The following is a 23882-nucleotide window of genomic DNA, read 5'->3' on the forward strand; positions in this document are numbered from 1 at the left end:
AGGTCAGGCAGGGACGGGAAGGACGATGTTATGGTACACCGGCCAGCTAAAGCAGAAGCGCGCGCCGCCAAGTTCGCTCTCCTCACAATGTACCGTGCCGCCCATCGCCTGGGCGATAGAGTAGACGATCGCCAGCCCAAGGCCACAGCCTCCGGTGGCGCGATCGCGGCTGGGGTCGAGGCGGACAAAGGGTTCAAACACGGTTTCTCGTGCTTCCGGGGAAATTCCCGGCCCGTCATCCTCTACGGTCAGGCTCGCCTGATTGCCCTGCAAATCCAGGCCAATCCGCAGCGTACTCTCGCTGTAGCGCATGGCGTTATTCATCAGGTTATCCAGCACGCGCTCCATCAGGCGCATATCCAGCGCGCCGTAATCCCCCGGCGTCACCGCCGTTAACAGCGTGCGTTGGGGATTAACGCTCTGCACATCATCAATATGCGCCTGTAACCAGCCGGGCAGATCCAGCGTGCTGAGGTTAAGCTCGTTTTGCGGACGGTCGAGGCGCGCGTAGGTCAGCAGCTCCTCAATCAGCGCTTCAAGCTGGCCAATGTCGCGATTCAGCGCCTGATTCTCCGCCTCGGTCAGGTTCTCACTCATCTCCAGCCGATAGCGCAGGCGAACCAGCGGGGTACGCAACTCGTGAGCAATTCCGTCGATCAGCTGTTTCTTGCTGGCAATCAAGGCGTTAATGTTATCGGCCATCTGGTTAAACGCAATGCCGAGGCGATCGAAACTGGAACCGCTGTCGAAATGAATCCGCTCGGTAAGATGACCCTCACCAAAACGCTGCGCGGCAGATTCCAGTTTCAGCATGTCCTGCCAGTGTGGGCGCATCCAGATAAACACCGGAAAAGCCAGTGAAATGGCAATAAACGCCAGCAGGGCGAGGTCTAACAGGCGCATCTGATGCAGATAATACAGATAAGGAACCGGCCCGACGGCCAGTACGTAATGGCTGCGAGGAATACGCTGGATAAAGGTGTACTTTTCATCCAGCGCCACAATGTCCCCGTCACGCAAGCGTTGCAGGGTGGGGGCATCTAAATCGAAATCTTTCAATGGCTCGATGCGCAGATCGAACGACAGATTTAAATCCAGCTCTTTAAGGGTTTTCGCCCAGTCGTGCGGGGGAATTTCCCGCAGCTCGCTACGCATCAGATAGAGCGAGCTTTTCATCAGATCGTCCAGCGACTGCCTGCCCGCACGTTCGGCGGTGAATTTATAGACCAGCCCGACCAGCATGGTCATCACCAGGAAGCAGACAAACAGCAAAAGATAAAACTGCACAAACAGCTTTTTCATTGGATCTCACCGAAAAAACGCTTTGTGCAGAATATACATGAAAACCCGTCGATATTTTCATGTCTGTGAAGCGTGTTACGTGGCATTCGCGCTGTTTTTAACCTTGGCGATGAGTGTTTCCGTTACGGCCAGGCCTTCCGCAATATGCATATCAATCACGGCAGTCCCAAATTCGTTAATTAAATCCAGAAGTATTTCGTAAGACTGGATGAGTTCAAGGAGGTCAAAGAGCGCTTTTTGATCGGCGCGTGAGGGGGAGGAATGGCTAAGCGCAGCCTGATTAACAATCCATTCAAGATTGGTTTTGATGGCTTCTACCTGATTGTAGCTATACATATTTCATGGGCTTAAATCCTCATTTCAAGATTTTATGGGAGAGGTAGCGTGAGAGCTTCACGGTGAAAAAGAGTCTGTATATAGACGGGGCGGTACTGGCTGTAGAAAGGATGGGTGGAAATTTAATTATGGGATAGTTCGCGCGCTTAGCAAGTTAATTGTTGCGCAAACGGATAAATAAAAGCGCGAAGGCGAGGGCATCACTGTGTAATGCCTTCATTTCGCGCATGTTATGCTAACCGGATAACGGAATCAGGTTTCCCAGGCGTGCGGGGCGAACAGATAACCTTTATTACGCACGGTTTTAATGCGGTATGGCTCGGTGGCATTATCCTGCAGTTTTTTACGCAGGCGCGAAATCGCGACGTCCACGCTGCGGTCCATTCCGTCATAGCTGACGCCGCGCAGGTTTTTCAGCAGGGCATCGCGGTCCATGATCTGCCCCGCATGCGTTGCCAGCTCCCACAGGAGGTCAAAGTCTGCGGTGGAGAGAGCGATAAGCTCCCCAGAGAGCAGCACCTGGCGGTTAATGGGATCAATAGACAGCGTACCGAAGCGCATCGCTTTGTGCGGCGTCAGAGACGGCGCGGGCGCTTCGCGTTCACTGCTGGCGCGCTGGCGCAAATGAAGTCTCAGCCGGGCCAGCAGAACGGCTGGCGGCGTGGTTTTGAGAATGTAGTCGTTAGCGCCCATCTCCAGCGACAGAATATGGTTCATGTCGCTGTCCAGAGAGGTCAACAGCACGATAGGCCCCTCCCACCGGGCGCGCAGGTCACGGCAGAGCGTCATGCCATCTTTACCGGGCAGCATGATGTCCAGCAGCACCAGATCCGGGTTTTCGCGTAGCACAACCTCTTCGGCGCGATCGCCGCGAGGCTCAACGATGACGTCCATATCGTGTTTACCCAGATAAGCGGCGATCAATTGTCCCACTTCGGGTTCATCTTCTACATAAACAATCTTATTCATACTGCGTCTGTTATCGCGAAAAAAGCCAACATACACCGCACAACCTTAACCTTCCATTAATCTTTCAAAATTAACGCCAGTTCCGTTATTCTGCCTCATATTGTTTCTTGATTGTTATGGAAAAAATGATGGGGCTGCTGATTAAAGCCGCGCTGGGTGCGCTGGTGGTGCTGTTGATTGGGGTACTGGCGAAAACGAAGAATTACTACATTGCCGGGTTAATTCCGCTCTTTCCGACCTTTGCGCTCATTGCGCACTACATCGTTGCGTCCGAGCGTGGCATTGAAGCGCTGCGGGCCACCATTGTGTTCGGAATGTGGTCCATCATCCCGTATTTTCTCTACTTGCTGTCGCTGTGGTACTTCACCGGTTTTATGCGGCTTCCGCTGGCGCTGGGCGGGGCAGTGGTCTGCTGGAGCCTCAGCGCCTGGGTATTGATCTTCTTCTGGAGCCGCTTTCACTAGCGAAGCGGGCGTCCTCCGTCCACGGAGAAGGTTCTGCCCGTAACGTAGCAACTGGTGAGCAGGTAATCGATAAGGTCGATCACCTCTTTCTCGCCCGGGGCGATTTTCATCAGTGATTTATTCAGCGCCTGCTGGCGATACTCGGCATCATCATGTTCGTTAAACAATATCATCGCCGGGGCGATGGCGTTCACTTTGACCTCGGGGGCCAGCTTGCGGGCAAACGAGCGCGTCATGTTATCCAGCGCGGCCTTGCTGGCTGCATAAGCGATGTGCTTGTCGCTGCCGCGCTCCACCACATAATCGGTGAAATGAATAATGTCACCCGCGGCATGCCCGTGGCCGCGCAGTAGGTCTTGCAATGCATGGTTCAGCAAATAGGGTGCATTGACGTGGATTTGCAGCATGCAGGAGAGCGTTTCGCTCAGCGGCGTTGCAGGCGTTTCGGCCTGCCAGGCGCTGGCGTTATGAATAATGGCGCGCAGCCCGCTGGTGGTAGATTTCACCTTCTCCGCGAAAGCAAGAATACCCTCATCGGTTGAAAAATCGGCCTGAATACAGATCGCGCCGGCTTTACGCAATCCCTCAATCGAAGGGTATTCACTGCGGTAGCTGACGATAACCGGATGGCGAAGGTTGAGAAAGTGATGGGCAAGGGCGAGGCCGATACGGCGGCCTCCTCCGGTGATCAATATTGGGCGTTGCTGTGCATTTCCCATCGTATTCTCCTTTTCAGTTCAACAATGGGAAAGGCGATGCTATCCCATTAACATCCACGTGGCCGGTACGGCAGCAATCAGTAACAACCCGATCGCGGCCATTTCACGGCGCTTGAGGGCGTTCTCCAGCTGATGCGTGCGACGTGCATAGATAAACACCAGCAGACCCGGCGCATACAACACCACCGACAGCAGCAGATGCATAGGCCCGGAAGCATACAACAACCACAGACCGTAAATACAGGCGCCGACACCGACAATGTAATGCGCCGGGCGCGTCGCGATTTTTAACAAATACGCACCCACTAAGAAATAGGGTACCAGAATCATTTCAGAGGCGATGGTCAGCAGGGTGTTATAGTCCGAACCTGTGAGCCAGATCAGCACCAGACAGACCTGTACGCTGATGTTGGTGAGCCAGAGTGAGGCCGACGGCGCATTGTTTTTATTCTGGCGGGCAAACAGGCGAGGAAATGCCTTGTGCGTGGCGGCCAGGAACGGTACTTCTGCCGCCATGATGGTCCAGCTCAGGTAAGCGCCACACACGGAAACGATAAGCCCCGCAGCAATCACCACATCTCCCCACGGGCCGAGCATTTTCACCATCAGCCCGGCCATCGACGGATTACGCATTTCTGCCAGTTCAGGACGCGCCACCACGCCCAGCGACAGCAGCGTCACGAGCAGATAGACCCCCAGCGCCGCCAGCACGGCCAACAGCGTGGCGCGGCCGACATCGCGCTTATTACGTGCCCGGGCCGAAACCACGACGGCACCCTCAACGCCGATGAACACCCACAGGGTGATCAGCATCGTATTTTTCACCTGCTCCCAGACGGGCACGCCCAGCGCGATACCGGTGAAGTCGAGCTTAAAGACGTCAAGACGAAACGCAATAAATGCCAGCACGACAAACAGGCCAAGCGGGACCAGTTTAGCCAGCGTCGCGACCAGGTTGATGCTGGCCGCCGTCTGGACACCGCGTAATACCAGCCAGTGCACCACCCACAGCAGTACAGATGCCCCGACAATGGATTGCCAGGTATTGCCGTCACCAAACAGGCGGAGCTCAGGGGTATCGGTAAAGAAACTGAGCGCCGAGAAGACAATCACCAGGTAGGAGACGTTAGCGATCACCGCACAAAGCCAGTAGCCCCATGCGGAGCAGAAGCCAATCAACTCCCCGAAGCCTTCGCGGGCATAGGTGAAAATGCCGCCATCCAGATCGGGGCGAATGCGGGTGAGCAGCAGCATGGCAAATGCCAGCAGCAGGATCCCGACGCCGGTGATCGCCCAGCCAATAATTAACGCGGCAGGGCTTGCGACTGCCGCCATGTTCTGCGGCAAACTGAATACACCCGCACCCAGCATTGAGCTTAAAACGAGTGCAGTTAATGCACTCAGGCCAAGTTTCTTTTCCATTGGCTTCCTGTTATGAAAGGTCCAAATCCAGAATAATTATTTCGCACGGGCGCATAAAAATGGTGGATCACACTAAGGCGCGGGATTTTACGGAGTGTCAGGAAAGCATGCAATGATGTGTGGCCGAAATTAGAAAAAAAGTAACAAAAAAGGCGGCATTACGCCGCCTCAGATCAACCGTTTTGTTACTTATACAGATCGGCGCTGATGGTCATGTTGTTACCACGTTCCTGCCACTGGCGGGTGATGTGGTAGTACTTCGCGCCTTTCTTCGCCGCGCGCTTCGCGACCTGATAAGAGACTTCCGTTCCGTTGCCGTAGTTGCCGGTAAACTTGATGCTGTCGAACGGTACCATCTGCGCGGCAGTGGCGTTGTTCAGCTCTTCAATTTTGGTTCCATCCGGCAGAGTGACGGAATAGCGTCCACCTTTGGTGGTTTGCGTTTCAAAGAAACGGCCCACTTCAGCGCTTGGCGCTGCAGAGGTCGCGACGCCCGGGATCTCAACTTTCTTCGCTTCTTCACCGCCTTTTGCTAACGCCGCACGTCCCGCATCGGAATCAGCAGGGATAGCGTCCGGGCTTTGCAGAACGCGTTTTTTCGCATCTTCTTTATAGATGAACGCGGTAATGCGCTGGTTGCCGCCCTGGTTAGCATCCACCTGACGCACGATATAGAAAGAGTAGGCTCCTTTCTGCTTCGCGGCTTTGGTGATGGCATCGTTCACTTCAGGCTGGCTGCGGTAGAAGCCCTGAACGGTAACGGTGTCATACGGCTCAAGCGCAATCGCCTGATCTTTTGGCAGCTCAACGATGCCGTTAATCACGCGGTTTTTCTGTTCATCCGCTTTAGGCGCATTTTCTTTGTACAGCGCAATGGTGACGCGCTGGTTGCCGCTGTTGCCCTGATCGGACTGATCGAGCACATAAAACGAAGCCGCGCCTTTTTTATCAGCGGCTTTTGACGCGGCGGCAACGCCGTCGCCAATGGAGTTGTAGCGACCCACAATGACCGTCTGGTCAAAAGGTTTTAACGCTGCCGCTTGCTCCGGCGTCAACTCTGTCGCGGCATTCGCAGACAGGGCGGTCGCGGAAAGAAGTGCGGACGCCAGGAGTGTGTTCTTAAGCTTCATAAAAATAATCCTTCGCCTTGCGCAAACCATGTACTGGTATTGTTGTTAATTTGAGACGGTCCCGATTATGGCATTTAAATCCCGTCGCTGTCTGCGCCATTTTTCACAGCCTGTGCTCAGCGCATGACCCAATTCGATAACATTTAGTGATATGTTGAAAAAACAGACGTTTGACAAGTAAAACTGATAAAGCTTATGACTTTTACTAGTTAATTTAATGTTAATAAGTTGTTCTGTTATGGCGCTATATCATGTTTTTGCCGCTTCGCTTGCGCGATTTATCGGTCTCAGCGATGAATTTAAGGTAAATATCTCTGTCAGCGATGCCGATCGCTTATTTTTCACAGATAAAGTAAGAAATAGTGTTTTTGGACGGTAGATCACGGGCGTTATTTTCAGTAGGTTATAGAAAGTTTGTTACTGTTTTATTTTCCGGGGTGGATCATTTTTCGTCGTTATGTTGATGGCGAAATCTGCGGCCGACCGCGGGCAATTATCGACAAACCATCATCAAAAACCGATGGAAGGGAAAACTATGCGTATTGGGGTACCAAAAGAACGGTTAGCCAATGAAACCCGTGTAGCGGCAACACCGAAAACGGTGGAGCAACTGCTCAAACTGGGTTTTACCGTCGCGGTTGAAAGCGGCGCGGGCAAACTGGCCAGTTTCGATGACGAGGCCTTTATCCAGGCCGGTGCGGAAGTGGTCGAAGGGGCAGAGGTCTGGCAATCGCCGATCATTCTGAAGGTCAACGCACCGGAAGAGAACGAGATTGCTCTGCTGAACGCGGGCACGACGCTGGTGAGCTTCGTCTGGCCTGCACAAAATCCAGAGCTGATGGAGAAGCTGGCAGCCCGTGGCGTCACCGTAATGGCGATGGACTCGGTGCCGCGCATTTCGCGCGCCCAGTCTCTGGATGCGCTGAGCTCCATGGCGAACATCGCGGGTTACCGCGCTATCGTTGAAGCAGCCCACGAGTTTGGTCGTTTCTTTACCGGTCAGATCACCGCGGCGGGTAAAGTACCGCCAGCGAAAGTGATGGTGATTGGTGCGGGCGTGGCCGGTCTTGCTGCGATTGGAGCAGCAAACAGCCTGGGCGCTATCGTCCGTGCTTTTGATACCCGTCCGGAAGTAAAGGAGCAGGTCCAGAGTATGGGCGCCGAGTTCCTTGAGCTGGACTTCAAGGAAGAAGCTGGCAGCGGTGATGGTTACGCGAAGGTAATGTCCGAAGCCTTTATCAAAGCCGAAATGGAACTCTTCGCCGCGCAGGCGAAAGAGGTCGACATCATCGTCACCACGGCACTGATTCCGGGCAAACCGGCACCGAAGCTGATCACCCGCGAGATGGTCGATTCCATGCAGCCGGGCAGCGTGATTGTCGATCTGGCCGCGCAGAACGGCGGTAACTGCGAATATACCGTGCCGAATCAGGTGACCACGACCGCTAACGGTGTGAAGGTCATTGGTTATACCGATCTGCCGGGTCGTCTGCCAACCCAGTCTTCACAGCTGTACGGCACTAACCTCGTCAACCTGCTGAAGCTGCTCTGCAAAGAGAAAGATGGCTACATCACCGTTGATTTTGACGACGTGGTTGTCCGTGGCGTCACCGTGGTCCGTGAAGGTGAAATCACCTGGCCTGCTCCGCCTATTCAGGTTTCCGCGCAGCCTCAGGCGGCACCAAAAGCTGCGCCAGAGCCAAAAGAACCCGCTAAACCGGCTTCCCCGTGGCGCAAATACGCGATCATGGCGCTGGTGATTGTTCTCTTCGGCTGGCTGGCTGATGTCGCACCAAAAGAGTTCCTTGGTCACTTCACCGTCTTCGCGCTCTCCTGCGTCGTGGGCTACTACGTGGTGTGGAACGTCTCCCATGCGCTGCATACGCCGCTGATGTCGGTGACCAACGCCATCTCCGGGATTATCGTGGTCGGGGCGTTGCTGCAGATTGGTCACGGCGGCTGGATCAGCTTCCTGAGCTTTGTCGCGGTACTGATCGCCAGTATCAATATTTTCGGTGGTTTCACCGTGACTCAGCGCATGCTGAAAATGTTTCGTAAAGGCTAAGGGGTAGCATATGTCTGGAGGATTAGTGACAGCCGCATACATTGTTGCTGCAATCCTGTTTATTTTCAGTCTGGCGGGACTTTCCAAACACGAAACGTCTCAGCAGGGGAATAACTTTGGTATTGCCGGGATGGCAATTGCGCTGATTGCCACCATCTTCGGGCCGGACACCGGCAACGTTGCGTGGATCCTGGTGGCGATGATCATCGGTGGCGCAATTGGTATTCGCCTGGCAAAACGCGTTGAAATGACCGAGATGCCGGAGCTGGTTGCGATTCTGCACAGCTTCGTGGGTCTGGCGGCGGTGCTGGTGGGCTTCAACAGCTATCTGTATCACGAACCGGGCCTGGAACCGATTCTGGTGAACATTCACCTGACGGAAGTGTTCCTCGGTATCTTTATCGGTGCGGTGACCTTCACCGGTTCGATTGTGGCGTTCGGCAAGCTGCGCGGGAAAATTTCCTCTAAGCCGCTGATGCTGCCAAACCGTCACAAGCTGAACCTGGCGGCGCTGGTGGTCTCATTTGTGCTGCTGGTGGTCTTCGTGCGTACCGAAAGCGTAGGCCTGCAGGTGCTGGCGTTGCTGGTGATGACCATCATTGCGCTGGCGTTCGGCTGGCACCTCGTGGCGTCCATCGGTGGTGCGGATATGCCAGTGGTTGTCTCGATGCTGAACTCCTACTCCGGTTGGGCGGCAGCGGCGGCAGGCTTTATGCTGAGCAACGACCTGCTGATCGTCACCGGTGCGCTGGTGGGTTCTTCGGGTGCGATCCTGTCTTACATCATGTGTAAGGCGATGAACCGTTCGTTCATCAGCGTGATTGCCGGTGGCTTTGGTTCTGACGGCTCTTCGACCGGTTCCGATGAGGAAGTGGGTGAGCACCGTGAAATCAGCGCGGAAGACACTGCGGATATGCTGAAAAACTCGCATTCCGTGATCATCACCCCGGGCTACGGCATGGCGGTGGCGCAGGCGCAGTATCCGGTTGCGGAAATCACCGAGAAGCTGCGCGCGCGCGGTATCAAAGTTCGCTTTGGTATCCACCCGGTGGCAGGTCGTCTGCCAGGCCACATGAACGTGCTATTGGCAGAGGCGAAAGTGCCTTACGACATCGTGCTGGAAATGGACGAGATCAACGATGATTTTGCCGACACCGACACCGTGCTGGTCATCGGCGCTAACGACACCGTTAACCCGGCGGCGCAGGACGATCCGCGTAGCCCAATCGCCGGTATGCCGGTTCTGGAAGTGTGGAAAGCACAGAACGTGATTGTGTTTAAGCGCTCCATGAATACCGGCTATGCAGGCGTTCAGAACCCGCTGTTCTTTAAAGAGAACACTCACATGCTGTTTGGCGACGCTAAAGCCAGCGTGGATGCGATTCTGAAAGCGCTGTAAGTTGCGCTGAAACGAAAAAACCGCCGAATCCGGCGGTTTTTTTATTGCCGGGTGGCGCTCACGCTTACCCGGCCTACGGTTTTGTAGGCCCGGCAAGCTTGCGCCGCCGGGCGTTAGGGGTCAATCGTCTTCCGGGTCATCCAACTCAACCGGCGTCTGGAACTCATCCGGCTTAATGACCAGCAGGTCGCAGCGCAGATGGTCGATCACCTGTTCGGCGGTATTGCCGAGGAACGCGGCTGAAATACCGGTGCGCCCGATGGTTCCCAGTACCACAATCCCCGCCTGAAGATGTTCCGCTAAATCCGGGATCACCTCTTCAGGCAGACCTTTTTCAACGTGCGTCATTTTCTCATCAATGCTGAATTTTTGGCGCAGCGCTTTCATCGCCAGCAGGTGCTGTCCGCGGATCGCGTCGTTATAGACGCTCGGGTCAAATTCAGGCAGCTCAATGGCAATGTTAATCGGCGTAACCGGATACGCGCCCACAAGATGCACTTCGGTGTGATTGACCTGTTCGGCAAGCTGGATGGTTTCCTTCACCAGCTTCTCGTTTAGCGAATTGTGGTAATCCTCTTCGCTCGCGAGGTTTACTGCCACGACGGCTTTTCCGCCCTCAGGCCACGGCTGGTCTTTTACCATCCAGACCGGACAAGGACATTTACGCAGCAGATGCCAGTCAGTAGGGGTGAAGATCACGGATTCCAGCTTGTCATGCTGGTGCGCCATTTTCAGCAGCAGGTCGTGCCCACCGGCGACAACTTCCTGGATAATGGCTTCGAAAGGTCGGTTATGCCAGACCACTTTGATATCAATAGGAACACCCGCTTCCAGGTAATATTTCGCCTGTTCACGGATCCACGCGGTACGCTGGCCGATCACGCCCTGACGCATCGCGGTGCGCTCGTCAGGTGACAGAAGGGTGGTCATCTCATACGAGAAGTCATAGATCGGCAAAAACGCTTTGATTTTGCCACCAATCCGTTGATGTAAATACACAGCACGTCGTAATGCTGGCTGATCGTCCTGATTCGGATCGATAGCTACCAGCATGTTTTGATACTTGGCCATACAGGTCTCCTTACTACTGTCACCACAGTCTGTAATTAAAAGAGTAACCTATATATCTTGAATGAAACAGGGGGGAGGTTTTGTCAGATCAATAAATCATGCAAATTTATCAAAGAAGCAGAACGGTCACCGTCACGGCGATAAACGCAATCAACAGCAGCACCATCACCGCTATCGCAAAGGTCGTTGAATCCTGTACATAGGTCTTTTCCTCTCCCTTCATCGGGCCGACAAGCATGATCCAGATAAATATGAAGGTGATTGAGGCAATAACGACTGAAACGAAAAATAAACTTTCTCTCAAATCATAACCTCAACGGGAACGTGCCAGGCGCAGACCGGGGAGTGGGAGCGGTTGAAAAGGACAATGTAAAATGCCAGTCCCGTCATCACGAAAATGTACGAAACTGGCATGAATCATTCGGGGATGTTATGCGACGTTGCGGGCGTGCCCGGCGAGAACCGCCAGCGCCTCACCATTTTCGATGGTGATGTACTTACCTTTAACCGCCAGCATGCCGCTTTTCTGGAAACGTCCCAGCAGACGGCTGATGGTTTCAACGGTCAGGCCCAGGTAGTTACCGATATCGCCACGCGTCATCGTCAGACGGAATTCACGCGGCGAGAAACCACGTTCCGCGAAACGGCGGGAGAGGTTGTAGATAAACGCGGCCAGGCGCTCTTCTGCATTCTTTTTGGAAAGCAGCAGGATCATGTCCTGGTCGCCTTTGATCTCACCGCTCATCAGACGCATCATCTGCTGACGCAGGTTAGGCATCTTGCCGGACAGATCGTCCAGCGTTTCAAACGGAATTTCGCAAACCATTGAGGTTTCGAGCGCCTGAGCAAAGCTCGGGTGATGACCCGTGCCGATAGCATCAAAGCCCACCAGGTCGCCCGCCAGATGGAAGCCGGTGATCTGCTCATCACCCTGTTCGGTAATGGTGTAGCTCTTGATGGTGCCAGAACGGATAGCATAGAGCGATTTCAGTTCGTCTCCCGCTTTAAACAGCGTCTGCCCTTTCTGAATAGGCTTTTTACGCTCGATGATATTATCAAGCTGATCGAGTTCATGCTCATTCAGGGTAAACGGGATACAGAGCTGGCTGATGCTGCAATCCTGGCAATGGATAGCACAACCGCCAGACTGAATGCGTCGTATAATTCGCTTTTCCGGGATCATAGGTTTGCTCAAGCCTTAATTGATATTGGTCAATTTTAACATCTTTTTGGTAAGTACGTAAGCCTGGCAAACCCTCAATAAGGACAAGTGGCGACATTGTGTCGCCATCTTCTTGAAATTCCACAAATTGCTTATGGATTTTTACCCTAACCAGAAGAAAATTAAGCACTAAAAGCCTGGTTTCTACAGCAAAAGATACCCTTCATGGCGAAGTAGCCACTCTTTTCGCTGCACGCCACCGGCATAGCCCGTCATGGTGCCGTTGCGGCCAATTACGCGATGGCAGGGCACCACGATGCTGACCGGGTTGGAGCCATTTGCGGCCCCCACTGCGCGCGCCGCGCCCGCACGGCCTAACTGCTCTGCGAGCTGACCATAATGCATGACCTGCCCGCACGGAATCGACCGCAGGGCCTGCCATACGTCGCGCTGAAAAGGCGTGCCTGCCGTGGCGGTTGGCAGAGTATCAATGATGCTGAGATCGCCCTCGAAGTACGCCGCAAGCTTATCGCTCAGCCCACCCGGATTGGTGGCGCTGATACGCTCAAAACCCTCAGCGCGATAATGAATGTTCAGCAGTTCTTCCATGCGGTCGCTGTGCTCTTCCCATTCGACGGCGCGCAGATTGAACGCCTCATCGGCGAGAACCCACAGCGGCCCCAGCGGCGTCGCAATCTTATCTTCGAGTAATCTCAGCATCCTCATTCCTTTAGTTCAGCCTCGGGTATATTCCCGGTCCAATCGGCAGGCCGACAAGATACCACGCCACCAACATCACCAGCCATACCCCTAAAAAGATAAGCGGATAAGGCAAGACGAGCGAATAGTAGGTACCCAGTTTGGCCTCTGGTTTATAGCGCTGCAGGAAGCCTAAAAACAGCGGAACAAACGGCGAAACCGGCGCCAGCGGAATGACCGAGGAGTCTGCGATACGGAACAGGATCTGCGCAAAAGCCGGGTGGAAGCCCAGCATCATAAACATCGGCACGAAGATCGGCGCCAGAATCGACCAGATGGCGGACCCGCTGGCGATAAACATGCACAGCAGCGATGACAGCAGCGCCAGGCCGACAAACGCCGGTACGCCGCTTAACCCGGCTGCCTCCAGCGCGTCGGTCAGGCCCACGGCCATGAACTTGCCCATGTTGCTCCAGTTAAACATCGCCACGAACTGCGCCAGCGGGAATACCATCACAATAAAACCCGCCATCTCCTTCATCGGCTCGATCATTAGCTGCGGCAGATCGCCCTGACGGCGGATTTTGCCGGTGGCGATACCGTAGGCGAGCGAGACGACAAAGAAGAAGAGGATAATCAGCGGCACGATGCCCTGAATAAACGGCGACGGCAAGACGGTATGTTTAACCGGATCGCGCAATATGCCGTTTTCCGGCACCACCATCAGCGCCACCAGCGCGATAAAGGCCAGCGAGACCAGGCCAGCTACGCGCAGGCCGAAGCGCTGCTTTTTGCTCAGAGTATCCAGCTTTTCATCGCTACGTCCTTCCCATTTACCCAGCCGCGGCTCGATGATCTTATCGGTAATCAGCCCGCCAACAATCGTCAGGACGATCACCGAGCTGGCCATAAAGTACCAGTTGTCGATCACGCTGACGTGCATTGCCGCATCGATGGTTTTCGCCGCCTCCGTGCTGATGCCAGAGAGCAGCACGTCGGTGGTGACGATCAGCAGGTTAGCGGTAAATCCGCAGCCCACGCCCGCAATCGCCGACAGCAGGCCCGCCACGGGATGACGCCCGACGGCGAGGAAAATTAGCGCCCCCATCGGCGGCATGATCACCAGCGCGGCGTCGGAGGAGATATGACTGAAGAAAGCGATAAACAGCACCATATAGCTCGCGTAGCGCGCGCTGACGTGGGAAGCCATCTTCACCATTAACGCGGGCAGCAAGCCCACGCGTTCCGCCAGCCCGGCGCCCAGCACCAGGGCCAGAATGGCGCCCAGCGGGGCGAAACCGCTGAAGTTCTTAATCACGTTGGGTAAAAACCAGTGCAGCCCGTCAACGCTGAGCAGGTTTTTCACCGCCACCAGGCTGCCGTCAGCCGGACTGCGCACGCTCACGTCAAAGGCGGAGAGTACGGCGGTGGCGACCATCAAAATCACAATCAGATAGATAAAAAGCAGGAAAGGGTGCGGCACTTTATTGCCGATCCTCTCAACCCAGCCATAGAGCTTACCGGATGGGGAAGGCGAAGGTATGGATGACATACTCATGGGCGTTCCTCGGGAGTGTTGTGTTGTTGTGTTGTGTTTTTTTATTTTAAAGGTGACGGTGTCACGCCCTGAGGGATCGGACACACGTACGGTTTTTCGTGTAATTGTTGTTCGAACTCTTCACGGCATTTTTTCAGCAGCGCTGCGTCCTGCAGCAGATTGAGCGCGGTCGCACCCATCACTTTTCCGGCCAGCAGCATGCCTTTGTGGGCAATGGAGGTACGCCCCTGCGCCACCAGTTGCCAGGTGTGCAGCGGCGTGCCGACGGTAAAGCAGGGGCTGAAGCACTGGGCGACCGGCATTTTCCAGCTGACGTCGCCCACGTCGGTTGAACCCGCCAGCACGTTGTCGGTGATGGCATAGGGGGCGACTTCATCCACCAGCAGCGTCTCCTGATGACGACGGGCAAAGGCTTTCCCCGCGTCGCCACCCGTTGCGGCAATATTTTTCAGGCTGTTCTGCAGATCGTTGGGCGTCAGCGTGGCGCGGATCTCGCGGGCGAAGGCGCGTTCTTCCTCCGTCCAGAGCGGCGTGCCGTAGTGCTGCAGGGCGCGATACATCGCCGCCTCGAGCGTGCGGTTTGGCAGATAGCTTGAGCAAGCTTTATCAAAGCGACACTCGACGGTGGTTTCGGTCATCATCGCCGCGCCCTGGGCGATTTTCTCGATGCGTTCGTAGATTTGCTGCGCATCGGCCATCTCCGGGGCGCGGATCAGGTACAGCACCTCCGCCTGCGCTTGCACCACGTTGGGCGAAATCCCGCCGGTATCGGTAATGGCATAATGGACGCGCGCTTTTTCAATGATGTGTTCGTTGAGGAAGTTGGTGCCGGTGGTCATCAGCGTTACGGCATCCAGCGCGCTGCGTCCCAGATGGGGGGAGTTGGCCGCGTGCGCCGCCACGCCGTGAAAACGCCAGGCGGCCTGAATATTCGCCAGCGTGCTGACGTTGAACATCCCGGCGAAGGCTTCCGGATGCCAGGTGACGGCGGCATCAACGTCATCAAACAGACCTTCGCGCACCATAAAGGTTTTCCCGGAACCGCCTTCCTCGCCGGGACAGCCATAAAAACGCACCGTTCCGCTGCCGCCGTGCTCCTCCAGCCAGCTTTTCACCGCCACCGCGCCTGCCAGCGCCGCGGTGCCTAAGAGATTATGCCCGCAGCCGTGGCCGTTAGCCCCCGGCGTGGCGGATTGCGCGGTTGCACAGTGCGCCTGCTGGCTTAACCCAGCCAGTGCGTCGTATTCGCCCAGCAGGGCGATAACCGGTTTCCCGCTGCCGAAGCTGGCGATAAAGGCATTTGGAATACCGCCAGCCTCGCGCGTCAGCGTGAAGCCCTCGGCTTCCAGCTCGCTGGCGAGCCGTTCGGCGGACCAGAACTCTTCAAAGCGGGTTTCAGGGCGATCCCAGATTGCGTCGGCAATATCGGTTAACGTCCGACATCGTGTGTCGATCGCATCGGCAATAAAAGCGTAGTTCTCCTGCATTACACACCTCGCGTCCACGGGAAATTGAGCGCAGTTCGCGCCAGCGTTTCAATGGCGATGGCCATGACCTGCTCATCGAAGTCGAATTTTTCGTTGTGATGTCCGGCGCTCAAATCGGTGCCAAACACCATATAGGACGCCATGCCGCCGTTCTCCTGCACGCGGGCCATCATTAGCGTGGCGTCTTCGGAGCCTGCTGGCGCCTTCACCTTATCGATGGCGTGAACAACCCCGGAAACCTGGCTCGCCTGTTCGCGCAGATAATCCACCCAAGCCGGAGTCGGCGCGCTGGAGGTCGCGGCACCCATCAGGCGCATCTCGGCGCGCACGCCGTAGAGCGCCGCTGCGCCGGTAATGACCGCCTGCGCGCGTTCAAAGACATACTGGTTAATGGCTTCGGTTTCGCCGCGCGTTTCAACCTTGATCAGGGCATTGGCGGGCACCACGTTGCGTCCGCTGCCTGCCTGCATCACGCCGACGTTCACCCGGGAGGCGCCTTCGCTGTGCGGGGCGATGCTGTGCAGGGCGAGGGAGGCCTGCGCGGCGGCGAGCAGGGCGTTACGTCCGTCCTCCGGTTTACCGCCCGCGTGTGCGGCCACGCCGGTAAAGTTCACGTCGAACTTGGTGGTGGCCATAAAGTTATCGCTGCCGCAGATCGTCGTTCCGGCAGGGACGCCGGTACCAATATGGATGGCGGTGAAATAGTCCACGTCGTCCAGCACCCCGGCGGCAACCATGGCGCGCGCGCCGCGGGTGCCTTCTTCGGCAGGCTGGAAGATCAGCTTGAGGGTGCCGCTGAGCTGCGCTTCATTCTGCTTAAGCACCTGAGCCAGCCCCAGACCAATGGTGGTGTGGCCGTCGTGCGCGCAGGCGTGCATCATCCCCGCGTTGCAGGAGGCAAACCCGTCGCGGAACGGGCGATGGCTTTCATCCAGCGCTTCGCTTAAATCAAGGGCATCCATGTCGACGCGAAACGCCAGGGTTGGACCAGGACGCCCGGTATTGAGGATCGCCACAATGCCGGTAAACCCGCCTTCAAACGGCGCCAGCCATTTCTCAGTCGCGCCTTGCGCCCGCGCGCGGTCAAACTCATGCGCCAGGGTAGCGGCATCGGGCAACCCCATCCGGCTTTCGGCATCGACCACGTCACGCCCCATCGCCAGTTCGTAACCCAGCGAGTCCAGGATTTCCGCGACTTTCGCGGCGGTACGAAACTCTACCCAGCCGGATTCCGCGAAACGGTGAAAATCACGACGCCACGCGCTCAGCTGCGGGGATAATGTCTGGATGTACTGCGCCAGTGTGTCCATATCTGTTCCTGTCATCATTAAAATATGTGAACTGCTTCACGCTGTGATAGTTTTTACTTATCACTAACCGATTTTTCACAGTTTTAACCGTTCAGGAATTACCCTCGCACATCCCTTTCCATTAAAGTAGATGACAGTTTCTTTACTCTGATAAACAACGGTTATCGGTCGGGCTATGACATTCCAGATTAAATTTCATCAAATCCGGGCGTTTGTTGAAGTCGCGCGTCAGGGCAGCATCCGCGGTGCCAGCAGGACGCTGAATCTTTCGCAACCGGCGCTGACCAAATCCATCAAAGAGCTGGAGGGGGGCATAGCGGCGCAGCTTTTCGTGCGCAGGAGTAAGGGCGTCGCGTTGACCGAATGCGGTGAGGGCTTTTACCAGCGCGCCAGGTTGATTCTGGAAGAGCTGCGTGCGGCACAGGATGATATCCGTCAACGGCAGGGCGAACTGGCCGGGCAGATCAACATCGGAATGGGGGCCAGCGTTTCACGAAGCCTCATGCCCGCCGTCATCACCCGTTTTCATGCGCAACATCCGCAGGTCAAGGTGCGGATTATGGAAGGGCAACTGGTGTCGATGATCAACGAATTACGCCAGGGTGAGCTGGATTTCACCATCAATACCTATTATCAGGGGCCTTACGACCATGAATTTACGTTTGAAAAGCTCTTTGAAAAACCGTTTGCAGTATTTTGTCGGGAAGGGCATCCGGCAACGGGGGCAACCTCTATTAATGAACTTTTGCATTATAACTGGACAATGCCGACGCCGCGGGGAAGCTATTATAAGCAATTAGAAGAGGTATTTAGCCACCGCTCGCAAATACCGCGAATTGGTGTCGTCTGCGAAACCTTTTCTTCCTGCATTAGTCTTGTCGCGCAAAGTGATTTTTTAAGCATATTGCCGCAGGAGCTAGGCTGTGACCCGCTACTGGCGCACCGTCTGGTCATGCTGCCGGTCGTTGAGTCACTTCCTAAAGCAACCTATTATTTAATTCAGCGCCGTGATTCACGTCAGACGCCCCTTGCCGAATCATTAATTACGCAATTCAGAAGGGAAGCGAGAAAAATAGTCGTTGCGTGAAATACATATTATAAAAAAACAGGATCTGCCCGACATCAGACAGACCCTATAGTACACACAGCAGCACATCCTTTCGCCAGTCCTGAGTATTATATCCATGAGGCAGGTATATTTAGGTATAACATCTTTTCCGAAAAATGAAAGGCAGGCGAGTGATTGATTTTATAAAAATTTAACACAAATCACTTATTTTAACTTTACTGAAGTTTTAGTTAAGTCTGATTTAAATGTTTTTAATAATGGCTATATATATTCATCAGGATAATATGTATCTCACCCCGCATTCTGCAGGGGTGATTGAGGCGCCTGTCTGGTGCAGGTATAGTACAAGCCCAGATGTAGCCGGAGGATTTCCATGAACCCTGACGACAAATCCCTTTTTCTTGACGCCATGGAAGATGTTCAGCCCCTGAAACGCTGCACGGATATCCACTGGCAGCAAAGCCGTAATTCACGGGCTCGCCAGGACATTGATACCGAACAGCTCGACAACTTTCTGACCCTGGGTTTTCTGGAATTGCTGCCGCTCGAAGAGCCGCTGATGTTCCAGCGCGAAGGGGTTCAGCAGGGCGTTATTGATAAGCTGCGTTCCGGCAAATATTCCCGTCAGGCCAGCTTAACCCTCTTACGTCAGCCCGCTGAACGCTGCCGCCAGATGCTGTATTCTTTTATCCGGCAGGCGAGTCGTGACGGGCTGCGCAATCTGATTATCGTGCACGGCAAAGGGCGTGAGCTGAAGTCACACCCTAATGTGGTGCGCAGCTATCTGGCGCGTTGGTTGACGGAGTTCGAGGAAGTGCAGGCATTTTGTGTCGCGCTGCCGCACCATGGCGGCAGCGGGGCTTGCTATGTTTCGCTGCGAAAATCCGACGAAGCGAAACAGGAAAACTGGGAGCGGCACGCCAAGCGCAGCCGCTAGCGGTACGGCTTAGAACGTTTCCCAGTGATTGTCGCCCGACGCGCTGGCCGTTGCCGGGCGCAACAGCTGCGGCGTTTTCACATTTTTGGCGCGCGGCGCGGCACTTTCCTGCACGTTCAGGCGAAATGCGGCCACGGCCTGACGCAATTGCTCGGACTGGTCTTCCAGGGCCGCTGCGGCCGTGGCGGATTCCTGCACCAGCGCGGCGTTTTGCTGCGTCACGCTGTCCATCTGCGATACGGCCAGGCTCACCTGCTCAATACCACGGCTCTGCTCGTCAGAGGCTGACGAAATCTCGCCCATAATATCGGTGACGCGGGTGACTGCGGCGACGATCTCTTTCATCGTTGCACCAGCCTCGCTCACCTGTTCAGAGCCGGTGTTGACCCGGCTGACGGAATTCTCAATCAGTCCTTTGATCTCCTTCGCCGCCTGGGCGCTGCGGCTCGCCAGCGTACGGACTTCACCGGCGACAACCGCAAATCCACGACCTTGTTCCCCGGCGCGAGCGGCTTCCACCGCCGCGTTAAGTGCCAGAATGTTCGTCTGGAAGGCGATGCTGTCAATCACGCCGGTGATGTGCGCGATTTGCTGCGAACTGTCGGCAATTTCGGTCATTGTGCGAACCACGTTATCCACGACGTGACCGCCGCGTGCGGCCGTTTCTGAGGCATTTTTCGCCAGCAGCGTAGCCTGACGCGCGTTATCGGAGTTCTGTTTAACCGTTGCGGTCAGCTCTTCCATACTGGCGGCCGTCTCTTCCAGCGAGGCAGCCTGCTGTTCGGTACGGGCCGAGAGGTCGTTGCTTCCGGCGGCAATCTCACCCGCGCCGGTATAGATCGAATCCGTGCTCCCGCGTACGGCACTGACCGTGTTAACCAGCGACTGCTGCATCTCATGCAGGCCTGCCGCCAGCTGTCCCATCTCATTGCGGCCAGAGATATCGACGTTTTGCGTCAGATCGCCGCCCGCGATGGTACGGATGTGGTTCATGATGGTTTTGAGCGGTTTCAGCAGCAGGTGTTGTAAACCCTGCCAGATCACGACCAGTACGGCGATCACGGCCAGGAAAATCCCTGCCAGCGTCCACTGCATCTGCGTAAAGCTGCTCTGGTTTTCTTGTGTCGCCGCTTTAAGCAGGGTGTTGTTTTCGGCACGCCAGCGGTTATAGACCGCTTCCATCCCGTCCTGTGCCTGCTGGGCATCCAGATCACCGTAAGCCTGATAGTTGTCGGCGCGCAGATACTCAATCGACAGACGCATCACCTCGTGCATTTGATTCCAGGATTTCTGCATCTCTTCGGTTAACGCCGCGTTTTGGCCATTAACCTGCGGCATTTTCTGCCACTCTTTGTTATAGGCTTCGGCTTTCGCCAGAGAGTCATTGGCGGTGCCTAACAGTTTGTTGATCGCCGCGAGGGACGCAGGATCGCGCTGGTTTTTCAGGTAACGGATCGCCACGCGGGTGACGGTAACGCGCGTTTTTATCAGCGTATTGACGCTGTCGCTCAGGCTCTCCTGCTGGGCATTGAGCACCCCGGAGTTCTGGAAGTTATGGCGATCGTTGCTGACGGCAGAGTAGAACAACCCTCCCGTGACAACTTGCAGCAGACAGAATATGGTGAGGGCAAAGATAATACCGGTAATTACGTGCAGATTTTTCAGCATAGCGGTCGTCCGTTAGAGAGATGCAGAGGTACATCACTACTATCGTCGTATAGAATTTAAACTTTAATTTAACTCGTGCTTAACTTAGGGCTCCGATCGGGAACCTGTTGTAAACCCGGATCATTTTTATGAGGAAGGTCAACATGAGCAGCATTGATAAAAGCGGAACGTACGCGCTCGGCACGCGAACGGTTAAACGACTGGGCTATGGCGCGATGCAGCTTGCCGGGCCGGGCGTGTTTGGCCCACCGAAGGATAAGCAGGCCGCGCTGGAGGTGCTCCGCGAAGCGGTGGCCGCGGGTGTGAATCATATCGATACCAGCGATTTTTACGGCCCGCACGTGACTAACCAGCTGATCCGCGAGGCGCTTCATCCTTATCGGGACGATCTGACCATCGTGACCAAAATCGGCGCCCGCCGCGACGACAAAGGTGCCTGGCTCCCGGCCTTTTCCGCGCAGGAATTGACTCAGGCGGTGCATGATAATCTGCGCAACCTGCAGCTGGACGTACTGGATGTGGTCAATCTGCGGATTATGTTTAGCGCCCACGGTCCTGCGGAAGGATCGATCGCTGAACCGTTGTCCACGCTGGCTGAGCTACAGCAGCAGGGGCTGGTTCGCCATATTGGATTGAGCAACGTCACTGCCTCTCAGGTCGCCGAGGCGCAGAAAATGGTGCCCGTGGTGTGCGTGCAGAACATGTACAACATTGTGAATCGCGGTGATGATTCGCTGGTGGATACGCTTGCGCAGCAGGGGATTGCCTGGGTGCCATTCTTCCCGCTGGGCGGTTTCACGCCACTGCAATCTTCCGGGCTGCAGACGGTTGCGGATGCGCTGGGAGCAACGGCAATGCAGGTTGCGCTGGCGTGGCTGTTGCAACGTTCTCCGAACATCCTGCTGATCCCCGGAACGTCCTCCGTGGCGCATCTCCAGCAAAACCTTGCCGCCGGGGATCTGGTGTTACCGCCGGACGCGCTGGACACGCTGAATTCACTGGTGGATTAAGCGAAAACAGAATACCGCCTGCCAGATGAAGCCCTGGCCTAGTCTGCCGCAGGCGTCATCGGGTTATTCTGCCGGTGAAGCGCTAACGCTTCCGCCACAATCTCTTGCTTACTTTTGCGGGTTTCATAGGCGGTGGTTCTGATGTACTCCATCAGGTCGGGATCGATGCGGGCGCTCAACATCCTGAGATCGGCCTCCTTTGCTAAACCGCGAGCAACGCGTTTGTCGGGATAATCACGGGCTGGCATAGAAAACGTCCTCCAAAAAGTCTTGTTAATTCGTGCTGTAAAATATGCATTAGTCTAAATTTAAAGTCAATCATTAGTGTTTTGATAGTGATTGATTTAGTTGATCTCTCACAGTAAGTCATAAGTAAGTCATTAATTTAAAGATAACATGGTTATTTTTATTATTGTCGACCATGCTATTTATAATCATAACCCTGTAGGGTAGATACGTTGATGCGTAACGCTTTTGTGCCTGTCGCAGCAGCAGTAGCCATTTTTATTGCGGGTATTTTTATCCTCAATATTCAACTTTGGTATTCAGCACGGGCCGACAGTCAGTCGGGAGCCCGATACGCTGTAAGCGATATTAATGACATTCTTGACGAGGCGCGCGTTGCCGCCCGAACGGCGACGGAAATTATCGTCAAGGGGTGCGATGCAGAAGGCCAGTATCAACTGGGTACGGAGGCAGCGCTTCAGCCACATCTCAGAACCATCGTCATCATCAGGCAGGGGCAGCCCTGGTGTTCCTCTCTGCCGGGAAATCGCGTGTTATTGCGGCATATTAATACATTACCCGATACTCCCTTATTTCTTGTTCCGGCAAGCGATACGGTAAACGGGCAGCCGGTTTTGCTCTTTCAGACCCGGTTTGCAGAAAACCGTATTATCGTGACGATCAGCGATCGCCATATCCGGGATGCGTTAAGCACGCCGTTAAAGCATGTGAATTATTCATTAGCGGTGGGCGGGAGCGCAATTGACGCCTCTGGCGAACTGCACGTCACGTCTCCCGGCGAACGTCAGGCCAGACAGGTTTACTCTGAACAATACGCCTATAGCATCCGATACAACCCTGCGCCTTTTTTCAGCCCGCAAAGGCTGCTTCGTCAGGGGGGCGGCATACTCCTTTTCGTACTGCTGGTTGCCGGTATCGCGGCTTATGTTCTGTATAAGTACCTGAACAAACACACGCTTCCTGAAGAATCACTTCGCAGTGCGATTGCGAAGAGAGAAATCATTCCGTTTTACCAGCCCGTGGTTAACGGCAGGGAGGGTACGCTGCGGGGCGTGGAAGTGCTGGCAAGATGGAAGCACCCCAAAGCGGGATATATTTCACCGGGAGCATTCATTCCGATTGCTGAAAAATCGGGGCTGATTGTTTCCCTGACACAAAGCCTGATGGCGCAGGTGGTGACGCAAATGAATGCCATCTCCAGTAAACTTCCGGAAGGTTTTCATATCGGGATTAACTTCAGCGCTTCCCATATCGCGATGCCAGGCTTCGTGGACGAATGCCTGAAATATAAAAATAGCTTCGTCAGAAAGGATTTAAACCATGTGATTGAGGTGACAGAGCGAGAGCCGCTGGATATTGATGAACGCCTCGTGCAGACCCTGAACGTGCTCCATGAAAATGGTTTTGCCATTGCCCTGGATGACTTTGGTACCGGCTATTCCGGGCTCTCTTATCTACACGATCTGCATATCGATTACATCAAGATTGACCACAGCTTCGTCAGCAGAGTCAATGAACACGAGGACTCCACCCGGATCCTCGATTGCGTATTGGATTTAGCGCGTAAGCTCTCCATCAGCATTGTGGCGGAAGGCGTTGAGACGAAAGCGCAGTTAGACTATCTCAACCGGAATAACATCGTATATCAGCAGGGATACTACTTCTTTAGACCGGTCGCCTTTACCGGGCTTATCCATATTTTGCTGTCTAAACCCAAGGTGAAGGTCATGGTGGAGTGACTTGTACAGGCGATGAGTAAATTAAATCCGCTCAAACTTCAACGCGTTTGGGTTCGCCTCCGGAAATCATCTTGATCCTTGTCCATAATCCGTAATACTGTATTTATATACAGTATCTAG

The 23882-nt window shown here is 54.9% G+C and carries 21 protein-coding genes; 7 read left to right on the top strand and 14 right to left on the bottom strand.

Annotated features, from left to right (window positions below):
- Positions 1–3 precede the first annotated feature (3 nt).
- The 3 genes from rstB to rstA all read right to left on the bottom strand — a co-directional run bounded on the left by rstB (position 4) and on the right by rstA (position 2607).
- Positions 4–1302 carry a two-component system sensor histidine kinase RstB gene (gene rstB / locus KW829_RS10065; protein WP_218308118.1) on the bottom strand — a complete coding sequence of 433 codons (1299 nt, stop codon included), beginning with the start codon at positions 1300–1302 and terminating at the stop codon, positions 4–6.
- Positions 1303–1377: 75 nt separating this feature from the next.
- Positions 1378–1638 carry a hypothetical protein gene (locus KW829_RS10070; protein WP_218308119.1) on the bottom strand — a complete coding sequence of 87 codons (261 nt, stop codon included), beginning with the start codon at positions 1636–1638 and terminating at the stop codon, positions 1378–1380.
- A gap of 252 nt (positions 1639–1890) precedes the next feature.
- Positions 1891–2607: a two-component system response regulator RstA gene (rstA, locus tag KW829_RS10075; protein ID WP_108417029.1), complete on the bottom strand. Its 717-nt coding sequence runs from the start codon at positions 2605–2607 to the stop codon at positions 1891–1893.
- A 128-nt stretch (positions 2608–2735) separates the two neighbouring features.
- Between rstA and KW829_RS10080 the strand changes: the two genes are divergently transcribed.
- A complete protein-coding gene (locus KW829_RS10080; RefSeq protein ID WP_089599552.1) occupies positions 2736–3071 on the top strand; it encodes a GlpM family protein in 336 nt (111 codons plus the stop codon).
- On the opposite strand, the gene folM is transcribed toward KW829_RS10080, so the two are convergent.
- The 3 genes from folM to ydgH all read right to left on the bottom strand — a co-directional run bounded on the left by folM (position 3068) and on the right by ydgH (position 6342).
- Positions 3068–3790: a dihydromonapterin reductase gene (gene folM, locus KW829_RS10085; protein ID WP_010430429.1), complete on the bottom strand. Its 723-nt coding sequence runs from the start codon at positions 3788–3790 to the stop codon at positions 3068–3070. The two genes, KW829_RS10080 and folM, sit on opposite strands and share 4 nt — an antisense overlap.
- Positions 3791–3829: 39 nt before the next feature.
- Complete coding sequence (locus KW829_RS10090) at positions 3830–5212, bottom strand: amino acid permease (protein ID WP_089599555.1); 1383 nt, start codon at positions 5210–5212, stop codon at positions 3830–3832.
- Between the two features lie 185 nt (positions 5213–5397).
- The gene (gene ydgH / locus KW829_RS10095) at positions 5398–6342 is read right to left on the bottom strand and encodes a DUF1471 family protein YdgH (protein WP_010430434.1); all 945 of its coding nucleotides are present in this window, start codon (positions 6340–6342) and stop codon (positions 5398–5400) included.
- 535 nt (positions 6343–6877) lie between these two features.
- On the opposite strand from ydgH, the gene pntA reads away from it, so the two are divergent.
- Together pntA and pntB are read left to right on the top strand one after the other, a co-directional pair.
- A complete protein-coding gene (pntA, locus tag KW829_RS10100; protein ID WP_218308120.1) occupies positions 6878–8407 on the top strand; it encodes a Re/Si-specific NAD(P)(+) transhydrogenase subunit alpha in 1530 nt (509 codons plus the stop codon).
- A 10-nt stretch (positions 8408–8417) separates the two neighbouring features.
- On the top strand, positions 8418–9806 hold the full coding sequence (pntB, locus tag KW829_RS10105; protein ID WP_010430438.1) for a Re/Si-specific NAD(P)(+) transhydrogenase subunit beta: 1389 nt from the start codon (positions 8418–8420) through the stop codon (positions 9804–9806).
- Between the two features lie 120 nt (positions 9807–9926).
- Here the strand turns inward: pntB and uspE are convergent, their stop codons facing one another.
- The 6 genes from uspE to KW829_RS10140 all read right to left on the bottom strand — a co-directional run bounded on the left by uspE (position 9927) and on the right by KW829_RS10140 (position 17093).
- Positions 9927–10877 carry a universal stress protein UspE gene (gene uspE / locus KW829_RS10110; protein WP_010430440.1) on the bottom strand — a complete coding sequence of 317 codons (951 nt, stop codon included), beginning with the start codon at positions 10875–10877 and terminating at the stop codon, positions 9927–9929.
- A 430-nt stretch (positions 10878–11307) separates the two neighbouring features.
- The gene (gene fnr / locus KW829_RS10120; RefSeq protein ID WP_006174991.1) at positions 11308–12060 is read right to left on the bottom strand and encodes a fumarate/nitrate reduction transcriptional regulator Fnr; all 753 of its coding nucleotides are present in this window, start codon (positions 12058–12060) and stop codon (positions 11308–11310) included.
- 183 nt (positions 12061–12243) lie between these two features.
- Positions 12244–12759: a methylated-DNA--[protein]-cysteine S-methyltransferase gene (gene ogt / locus KW829_RS10125; RefSeq protein WP_218308121.1), complete on the bottom strand. Its 516-nt coding sequence runs from the start codon at positions 12757–12759 to the stop codon at positions 12244–12246.
- 10 nt (positions 12760–12769) lie between these two features.
- Entirely contained in the window at positions 12770–14296 is a 1527-nt protein-coding gene (abgT, locus tag KW829_RS10130) for a p-aminobenzoyl-glutamate transporter (protein ID WP_218308122.1), read from the bottom strand.
- 41 nt (positions 14297–14337) lie between these two features.
- Positions 14338–15783 (bottom strand): M20 family metallopeptidase, encoded by a 1446-nt coding sequence (locus KW829_RS10135; protein WP_218308123.1) that lies wholly within the window; start codon positions 15781–15783, stop codon positions 14338–14340.
- A complete protein-coding gene (locus tag KW829_RS10140; RefSeq protein WP_218308124.1) occupies positions 15783–17093 on the bottom strand; it encodes a M20 family metallo-hydrolase in 1311 nt (436 codons plus the stop codon). Before KW829_RS10140 ends, KW829_RS10135 begins: the two co-directional genes overlap by 1 nt.
- Before the next feature lie 175 nt (positions 17094–17268).
- Here KW829_RS10140 and KW829_RS10145 point away from each other — a divergent pair, with 175 nt between their 5' ends.
- Together KW829_RS10145 and smrA are read left to right on the top strand one after the other, a co-directional pair.
- The gene (locus KW829_RS10145; protein WP_218308125.1) at positions 17269–18180 is read left to right on the top strand and encodes a LysR family transcriptional regulator; all 912 of its coding nucleotides are present in this window, start codon (positions 17269–17271) and stop codon (positions 18178–18180) included.
- A gap of 355 nt (positions 18181–18535) precedes the next feature.
- On the top strand, positions 18536–19099 hold the full coding sequence (gene smrA / locus KW829_RS10150; RefSeq protein ID WP_108416890.1) for a DNA endonuclease SmrA: 564 nt from the start codon (positions 18536–18538) through the stop codon (positions 19097–19099).
- Between the two features lie 9 nt (positions 19100–19108).
- Here the strand turns inward: smrA and KW829_RS10155 are convergent, their stop codons facing one another.
- A complete protein-coding gene (locus KW829_RS10155; RefSeq protein ID WP_010430464.1) occupies positions 19109–20767 on the bottom strand; it encodes a methyl-accepting chemotaxis protein in 1659 nt (552 codons plus the stop codon).
- Between the two features lie 143 nt (positions 20768–20910).
- On the opposite strand from KW829_RS10155, the gene KW829_RS10160 reads away from it, so the two are divergent.
- Entirely contained in the window at positions 20911–21777 is an 867-nt protein-coding gene (locus tag KW829_RS10160) for an aldo/keto reductase family oxidoreductase (RefSeq protein WP_120158790.1), read from the top strand.
- Between the two features lie 38 nt (positions 21778–21815).
- Here the strand turns inward: KW829_RS10160 and KW829_RS10165 are convergent, their stop codons facing one another.
- A complete protein-coding gene (locus KW829_RS10165) occupies positions 21816–22025 on the bottom strand; it encodes a hypothetical protein (protein WP_029485054.1) in 210 nt (69 codons plus the stop codon).
- Positions 22026–22238: 213 nt separating this feature from the next.
- On the opposite strand from KW829_RS10165, the gene KW829_RS10170 reads away from it, so the two are divergent.
- On the top strand, positions 22239–23762 hold the full coding sequence (locus tag KW829_RS10170; protein WP_218308126.1) for a cyclic diguanylate phosphodiesterase: 1524 nt from the start codon (positions 22239–22241) through the stop codon (positions 23760–23762).
- Positions 23763–23882: the final 120 nt, after the last annotated feature.

The sequence above is a fragment of the Enterobacter sp. ENT02 genome, assembly GCF_019219165.1.
Classification (GTDB): domain Bacteria; phylum Pseudomonadota; class Gammaproteobacteria; order Enterobacterales; family Enterobacteriaceae; genus Enterobacter; species Enterobacter mori.

Coding starts and splice junctions, on each gene's coding strand:
- rstB (WP_218308118.1), bottom strand. CDS start 1,302: ATGAAAAAGCTGTTTGTGCAGTTTTATCTTTTGCTGTTTGTCTGCTTC.
- KW829_RS10070 (WP_218308119.1), bottom strand. CDS start 1,638: ATGTATAGCTACAATCAGGTAGAAGCCATCAAAACCAATCTTGAATGG.
- rstA (WP_108417029.1), bottom strand. CDS start 2,607: ATGAATAAGATTGTTTATGTAGAAGATGAACCCGAAGTGGGACAATTG.
- KW829_RS10080 (WP_089599552.1), top strand. CDS start 2,736: ATGGGGCTGCTGATTAAAGCCGCGCTGGGTGCGCTGGTGGTGCTGTTG.
- folM (WP_010430429.1), bottom strand. CDS start 3,790: ATGGGAAATGCACAGCAACGCCCAATATTGATCACCGGAGGAGGCCGC.
- KW829_RS10090 (WP_089599555.1), bottom strand. CDS start 5,212: ATGGAAAAGAAACTTGGCCTGAGTGCATTAACTGCACTCGTTTTAAGC.
- ydgH (WP_010430434.1), bottom strand. CDS start 6,342: ATGAAGCTTAAGAACACACTCCTGGCGTCCGCACTTCTTTCCGCGACC.
- pntA (WP_218308120.1), top strand. CDS start 6,878: ATGCGTATTGGGGTACCAAAAGAACGGTTAGCCAATGAAACCCGTGTA.
- pntB (WP_010430438.1), top strand. CDS start 8,418: ATGTCTGGAGGATTAGTGACAGCCGCATACATTGTTGCTGCAATCCTG.
- uspE (WP_010430440.1), bottom strand. CDS start 10,877: ATGGCCAAGTATCAAAACATGCTGGTAGCTATCGATCCGAATCAGGAC.
- fnr (WP_006174991.1), bottom strand. CDS start 12,060: ATGATCCCGGAAAAGCGAATTATACGACGCATTCAGTCTGGCGGTTGT.
- ogt (WP_218308121.1), bottom strand. CDS start 12,759: ATGCTGAGATTACTCGAAGATAAGATTGCGACGCCGCTGGGGCCGCTG.
- abgT (WP_218308122.1), bottom strand. CDS start 14,296: ATGAGTATGTCATCCATACCTTCGCCTTCCCCATCCGGTAAGCTCTAT.
- KW829_RS10135 (WP_218308123.1), bottom strand. CDS start 15,783: ATGCAGGAGAACTACGCTTTTATTGCCGATGCGATCGACACACGATGT.
- KW829_RS10140 (WP_218308124.1), bottom strand. CDS start 17,093: ATGGACACACTGGCGCAGTACATCCAGACATTATCCCCGCAGCTGAGC.
- KW829_RS10145 (WP_218308125.1), top strand. CDS start 17,269: ATGACATTCCAGATTAAATTTCATCAAATCCGGGCGTTTGTTGAAGTC.
- smrA (WP_108416890.1), top strand. CDS start 18,536: ATGAACCCTGACGACAAATCCCTTTTTCTTGACGCCATGGAAGATGTT.
- KW829_RS10155 (WP_010430464.1), bottom strand. CDS start 20,767: ATGCTGAAAAATCTGCACGTAATTACCGGTATTATCTTTGCCCTCACC.
- KW829_RS10160 (WP_120158790.1), top strand. CDS start 20,911: ATGAGCAGCATTGATAAAAGCGGAACGTACGCGCTCGGCACGCGAACG.
- KW829_RS10165 (WP_029485054.1), bottom strand. CDS start 22,025: ATGCCAGCCCGTGATTATCCCGACAAACGCGTTGCTCGCGGTTTAGCA.
- KW829_RS10170 (WP_218308126.1), top strand. CDS start 22,239: ATGCGTAACGCTTTTGTGCCTGTCGCAGCAGCAGTAGCCATTTTTATT.